Source organism: Brevundimonas sp. EAKA (assembly GCF_000698025.1).
In the GTDB taxonomy this organism is placed as follows: domain Bacteria; phylum Pseudomonadota; class Alphaproteobacteria; order Caulobacterales; family Caulobacteraceae; genus Brevundimonas; species Brevundimonas mediterranea_A.
Genome location: NZ_JMQR01000160.1, coordinates 1 through 5742, shown reverse-complemented (window position 1 = coordinate 5742; position 5742 = coordinate 1). Strand labels below are relative to the sequence as shown.

The following is a 5742-nucleotide window of genomic DNA, read 5'->3' as shown; positions in this document are numbered from 1 at the left end:
CCCCCGCCCCCCCCCCCGCCCTGGGCGAAGCCCAGCACGTCGCCGACCAGACGGGCGTCGACCACGGCCCGGCCGTCGCCGCGCCGCCTCTTCATGTCGGGATAGGGCAGGGCGCCGGTCAGGCTCAGCCGCATCGCCCGGCCGTTCAGGGCGGCGGTCTGGACCCGGTCGCCTTCGGCCTCGACCCGCAGCGCGACCCGGTCGCCGGTCGTCGTCAGATCGACGACGGCCCCCAGGCCTTCAGCCTCGAAATCTCCGCTCTTCAGCGCCGCACGCGGCATCCGCGCGCTCAAACGCATCAGCTTGCCGTCGTCCACCCGCGCATCGGCCAGCAGTTGAACCGGCCCATATTCGGTATCGAGCCGCGCCCGCCCGCCCTCGACGACCACCAGAGGGCTGCGCGAGTCCGGCCTGGACGGCCCGCCTGTGAACTGTTCGACCAGAGGATCGAGCGACCCCAGGGACAGTTTTCCCTTCTTCCAGCTGGCCCGCATCACCGGCCGCACCAGTCGGATCCGGCTGGGCGTCACCCCCACGCCGGTCCTGGACCAGGGCAGGGCCACGGCGTAATCCACCTCGACCCGCTCGACGGTCACATCCGGATTGCGCGGGTCGCCGATGCGGATGCGGCCGACGAAACCGTCCAGTTCGATCCGCTCGACCTCCACCTCGGCCTGGACGCCCTGACGCTCCAGCCAGCCGACCAGAACCTCGCGCGCTGCGGCCCGGCGATTCAGATAGAGGGCGGCCGCCAGCAGGGCCACGACCACGAATACGGCGAGCAGGCCCAGGCCCAGTCGACGCCGCAGGCCGCCCTTGCGCCTGACGCCTGGGGATCGGTCGGAAGGAGTGGCCGGAACTTCGGTCAAACAGGGACGCCGTGTCGATTGAGAACTGATCGCCGGACCACCATCGCCACCCTCGATGCGAATACAAGCCTCAAGCGTCGCCGACAGGCCCGAACCCTGCGTCCGTCGCAGCCAAGCTGGGCGACAAGAGGGCGAGCCTGCGTGTCAATCGCATGAGTCTGTGAGACTTTTTCCGCCCACGTCCGGTTCTTAACGGTTTGTAACGGTCTGTCTTCCCAAACTGAGACAGGCAGGTTATAGCCGATGACTTCGCGCTCGGGGTCTATCGGCGCGATTTTGGGTAAAAAGTTTGGCGCCTCGGGCGTCGCAACACGATGAGACCGATGGCTCAGTTCGACCCACGCCGCCAACCTATGCGTCTCGCACCGCATGTCGTGACCGCCGCCGCCGCCATTTCGGTCGCCCTGCTGGCCGGTCGAGTCTACCAACCCGCTCAGGCGGAAGAAGTTCCCGTAATGTCGTCGGCCCAGATGGCCGCCATGGAAGTCCAGGCCTTCGCCGCCGCCAACGCCCCGGCCGGCATGACCGCCCCGGAAGCCGTCCCCGTCCAGATCCGTCGCGGCGAAACCTTCGAGCAGGCCGTGCGCCGCACCGGCGTCGCGCCGGAAGAAGCCAGCGCCGTCGCCGCCACCGTCGCCAACGCCTTCGACCTCGCCGACCTCCGCGCCGGCCTTCGCTTCGAAACCGCCATCGCCAAGCCGCGCGACGGCCGGGGCGACGCCCGCCTCATCGGCCTGACCATGCGCACCGGCCCGGCCAGCCAGTTGACCGTGTCGCGCAGTTTCGACGGCGCCCTGCGCCTGCGTTCGCTGGAAGAAAAAGTCACGCACGAGACCGTGGTCCTGAAGGGCGACGTCGAACGCTCCCTGTCCGCCAGCGCCCGTGAACTGGGGGCTACCGCCTCCATCGTCCGCTCCGCCAGCCGCCTGTTCGCCACCAAGTTCGACATGCAGCGCGACATCCGCGCCTCGGACGAGTTCACCATGGTCTTCGACCGCGACGTGACCGAGGCCGGTCGCACCGTGGGCGTGGGCGACCTGATGTACGCCGAACTGCGCGGCGTCACCTTCTATCGGTTCAAGCCGGCCGGCGCGAAGGAAGCCCAGTTCTTCGACGCCTCGGGCAAGAACCTGCGCTCGGCCATGATGCGCACCCCGCTGCAGAATTTCCGCCGCGTCTCGTCAGGCTTCGGTTTCCGCACCCATCCGATCTCGGGCTACAAGAAGATGCACCAGGGCATCGACTTCGCCGCCGGCTCCGGCACGCCCATCGTGGCCCCCGCCGACGGCGTGGTGGTCGAGGCGCGTCGCTGGGGCGGCTACGGCAACTGGCTGCGCATCCGCCACAACAATGGGCTCGAGAGCGGCTACGGACACCTGTCGCGTTACGGCTCCGGCATTCGTGCCGGCCAGCGCGTCAGCCAGGGCCAGGTCGTCGCCTATGTCGGTTCGACCGGCGCCTCGACCGGCCCCCACCTGCACTATGAACTGTGGCGCAACGGCCAGCGGATCAATCCCGCCGGCGTCCGCACCCAGGAAGGCACCGAACTGGCCGGCGGCGACCTGGCCGCTTTCCGCGCCGAGAAAGCCCGCATCGACCGCATCATCGCGTCCGGCGGACAGAAGCGCCCGGCCCTGCAACAAGCCTCCGCCGACGGCCTGCGCCCCGTTCGGGGCTGATCAAGCCTGACGCGCGCTTCCTCAACCCGCGCCTTCGCCGGCGCGGGTTTTCTATTGCGCCGACTGCAGGGCGAGACGGATCGACGTCCGTCCTGCGAATGTACCAATCCGAGGCAGGCGCGGTCGCAGGCGTCGCAAACTGAACGAGGCGGACGGCGCGAAGGTTAACCCTGTCCTCCGTCCTGCGGGACGATCTTCAACGCCTATCGGCGCTTCGTCCCGAGACTCGGTTAACGCCTCGAACGCGGAAAGACGCGGCCGTTCTTGCAGTCGACAGAACGCCGTCATTTCCGGCGGATATCCTCTTGGGGCTTTCAAATGACTCACAATATCGGCGTGACCAGCCTGGCGGCCGCGGCCGCTCTCATGCTCGCATCCGGCGCTCAGGCGCAGTCTACTGCAACATCGAACCAGAAGAACACGGCGACCGTCCGGGCTCAGCTCAACGCCGTCGTCAACGACGTCAACGGGAACGTCTCGCAGACCTCGGCGGCGATCAGCAACTCCGCGACCATCTCCGGCGCCGGGCCGACGACCGTGCGAAACCTTCAGGATAGCTGGGGTTCGACCAGCGCCGCCCTGTCCAGCAATGTCGCCGACGTGAACGGCGATGTCGCGGCCACGGCGGCGGCCCTGGGCAACTCCGCCACCGTCACCCTGGACGGCAATGTCGTATCCAAGGTCGCCAACACCCAGTACACCCATCGCGGACAGTTTCTGGCGGACGCCAACCTCAAGGTGGCGGACATCGACGGCGCCGTGAACGGCACCGCCGCCGCCATCGCAAACTCCTTCACCGCCTCGGGCGAAGGGGCGATGACCGTGACCAACGCCCAATATTTCAACGGCGACTCGCGAGCCGTGCTGAACGCGACGGTCCAGGACGTGTCCGACAAGGTGAACCTGACCTCGGCCGCCCTGGCCAATTCGGCGACCATCGACCTGCAGGGCGCGGGCAAGGGCACGGTCACCAACACCCAGATGTCCGGCTACGACCCGACCGCGACCCTGTCCGCCACGATCGCCGACGTCGATGGCGCGGTGTCGGCCACCTCGGCGGCGATCTCCAACTCGCTGACGCTGAACACCGGGCCGAACACCATGCTGACGGCCTCCTCTGTTCAGGACAACAAGGCCCTGACGCAGGCGATATCCAACGTCACGGTCCGGTCCGTGGATTCGGCGTCGCTGACGGCGGCGGCCATTGGCAATTCGGCGACCATCAGCCGGGTGACCGGGGGCCTCTGACCCTTCGTCGCGCGGGACGACGCCGTCCCGCGCGACGGATCGGGGGACTGACCCAGACGAGAAAGGCCGTCGCGACGCTCGCGACGGCCTTCTTCAATTGGCACTGGAGAAGTCGGAAAGTCCGTGGCGCCTCAACCGCCCGCAGCCGTCGTCCCGCGCACCGCGGACGACGGCGCGGTGCGCCAGCTGGAAGGATCCAGCACCCAGCGGGCCGGCGGTCCCGCCATCGGGCGGGACGGGGCCTGCCCGACGGCGGGCGGCCTGGCGGACGGCCGTTCGGCCTCGGGCCCAGCCGCTTCCGCCGCGCGCAGCGCCAGCAGGCTCTCGCCTTGCAGCCCCGTTTCCGGCCGCGCGAGACAGCGGTCGCGGGGAATGGCGTAGAGGTCGGCGACGAAGTCGTACAGGCCGCGTTCGATCGCGGTCCGGACGGCGAACTGGATCGGCTCCATGCCGGAGGCTCCAGCGGAAAGGTCGAAAATATTGCCGTGGGTGAAGTCGAACACGCCCACGCGGATCTCGCGACCGACAAGCTGCTTTTGATAGGAGGCCGTGGCGACGACCTCCTGGGACCGGGTGTCGACCAGGCGAAGATCGATGGCGATGTTCATGACATAGCCGCTGCTGGTCAGGCCCCCCTTGACCCCGCTGGCCTCGATTCCCCCGGCGGAGACATCGACCCCGGAAGACCGCAGATTATAGTTCAGCTCGGTGACCCCGCCCACGACATAGTATCGCGAACCGGCGATCTGACCGGCGTAGATCGGGCGGAAATTCTCGGCGCTTTCGCCGGCCGCCTGGGGGGTGTCGGACAGAAGATGAGATTGGGCATATTGTCGTTCGACCTCCGAAACCCCGCGATCCTGGCGCTCCACCGTGGGCACTCCGGCCTTGGTCAGGGCTGTCACGGCGAACAGGGACGCGCCCTGGCTGATCTTGCGTCCTGTCTCCAGATCATTGCGGCCGGTCAGGTCGGCGATGTCGCCAACCGCCAGCCGCGGCGCGCTGCGCCCCTCCGCCTGGCCCGCCGACGCCAGACATCTCAGCGCGGCGGAATAGGCGGTGTCGTTGCCGGTCGCCGGCGCGCCGCCGATGGGATTGGCGTAGAGACCGGTGGCGGGGTCGTAGCGTGCGGTCGTGCAGCCGGCCAGACCGACCGCCGCGATCATCGACGCCTCCAGAAGCGGTCTCAGTCTCACGAAGCGGCTCCTGCGGCGATGGCGTAGGTCTGGACCCCGACAGAGTCGTCGGCCGGCAGGCAGGTCGCCTTGGCGCCCGGTGTCTGGATGCCGGCCAACAGTTCGAAGACGCCGCGTTCGACCACCGTCCGCACAGCGGCCTGCACCGGCTCCATGGCGCCGCCGCCGGCCGTCGCGACGCCGCCGACCGATCCCTGGGTTCCCGTCAGCCCGAGGCTGCGGTCCACGCCGACCACCTGTTTCTGGAAGCTGACGCTGTTCACCACTTCCTGCGAGCGCGTATCCACCAGCCTGAGGTCGACCGCGACGTTCATCACATAGCGCGACGCCTGACCCAGGCCGCGCAGGCCGGTCGTGCTCACATCGCCCGCCTGGACGTTCACGCCGTTCGAGGCGATATTGTAGTTCAGTTCGGTGACGCCGCCGACGAGATAGTACCGCGACCCCGCGACCTGGCCGACGTGGATCGGCCTGAAATTGTCGGGATCCTGACCGGCCCGTTCCGGGGCGTCGGACAGCAGGTGCTGGCGCGCATAGTTCAATTCGATCTCGGCGACCGTGTTGTCGAGCCGCTCGACCACCGGCGCGCCGGAGCGGGCCAGGGCCGTGATGGCGAACAGCGCGGCGCCCTGCGAGACGCGGGCGCCGGTCTGGAGATCGACCCGGCCCGTCATGTCGGAAATCCGTCCCACCGCGGTCCTGGGCGGGGCGCAGACGATCCAGCCGCCCCCCCGCGCCACGCAGGCCACG

4 protein-coding genes and 1 pseudogene are annotated in these 5742 nt (G+C 68.7%); 2 read left to right on the top strand and 3 right to left on the bottom strand.

Going from position 1 to position 5742, the window contains the following annotated elements:
- Positions 1 to 869 (bottom strand): annotated as a pseudogene (locus ER13_RS15605) (C4-dicarboxylate ABC transporter); the annotation flags it as partial.
- Positions 870 to 1192: 323 nt separating this feature from the next.
- Between ER13_RS15605 and ER13_RS15600 the strand changes: the two are divergent.
- On the top strand, positions 1193 to 2548 hold the full coding sequence (locus ER13_RS15600) for a M23 family metallopeptidase (protein WP_035310727.1): 1356 nt from the start codon (positions 1193 to 1195) through the stop codon (positions 2546 to 2548).
- A gap of 318 nt (positions 2549 to 2866) precedes the next feature.
- A complete protein-coding gene (locus ER13_RS15595; RefSeq protein WP_052005161.1) occupies positions 2867 to 3796 on the top strand; it encodes a hypothetical protein in 930 nt (309 codons plus the stop codon).
- A gap of 131 nt (positions 3797 to 3927) precedes the next feature.
- On the opposite strand, the gene hfaB (ER13_RS15590) is transcribed toward ER13_RS15595, so the two are convergent.
- A complete protein-coding gene (gene hfaB / locus ER13_RS15590) occupies positions 3928 to 4992 on the bottom strand; it encodes a holdfast anchoring protein HfaB (RefSeq protein ID WP_155988178.1) in 1065 nt (354 codons plus the stop codon).
- The coding region (gene hfaB / locus ER13_RS15585; protein ID WP_035310722.1) for a holdfast anchoring protein HfaB at positions 4989 to 5742 on the bottom strand (754 nt) is incomplete at its 5' end. The genes hfaB (ER13_RS15590) and hfaB (ER13_RS15585), both read right to left, overlap by 4 nt.

Excerpts from the sequence above, each read along its gene's own strand:
- ER13_RS15595 (WP_052005161.1), top strand. The coding sequence starts at position 2,867 with ATGACTCACAATATCGGCGTGACCAGCCTGGCGGCCGCGGCCGCTCTC.
- ER13_RS15600 (WP_035310727.1), top strand. The coding sequence starts at position 1,193 with ATGGCTCAGTTCGACCCACGCCGCCAACCTATGCGTCTCGCACCGCAT.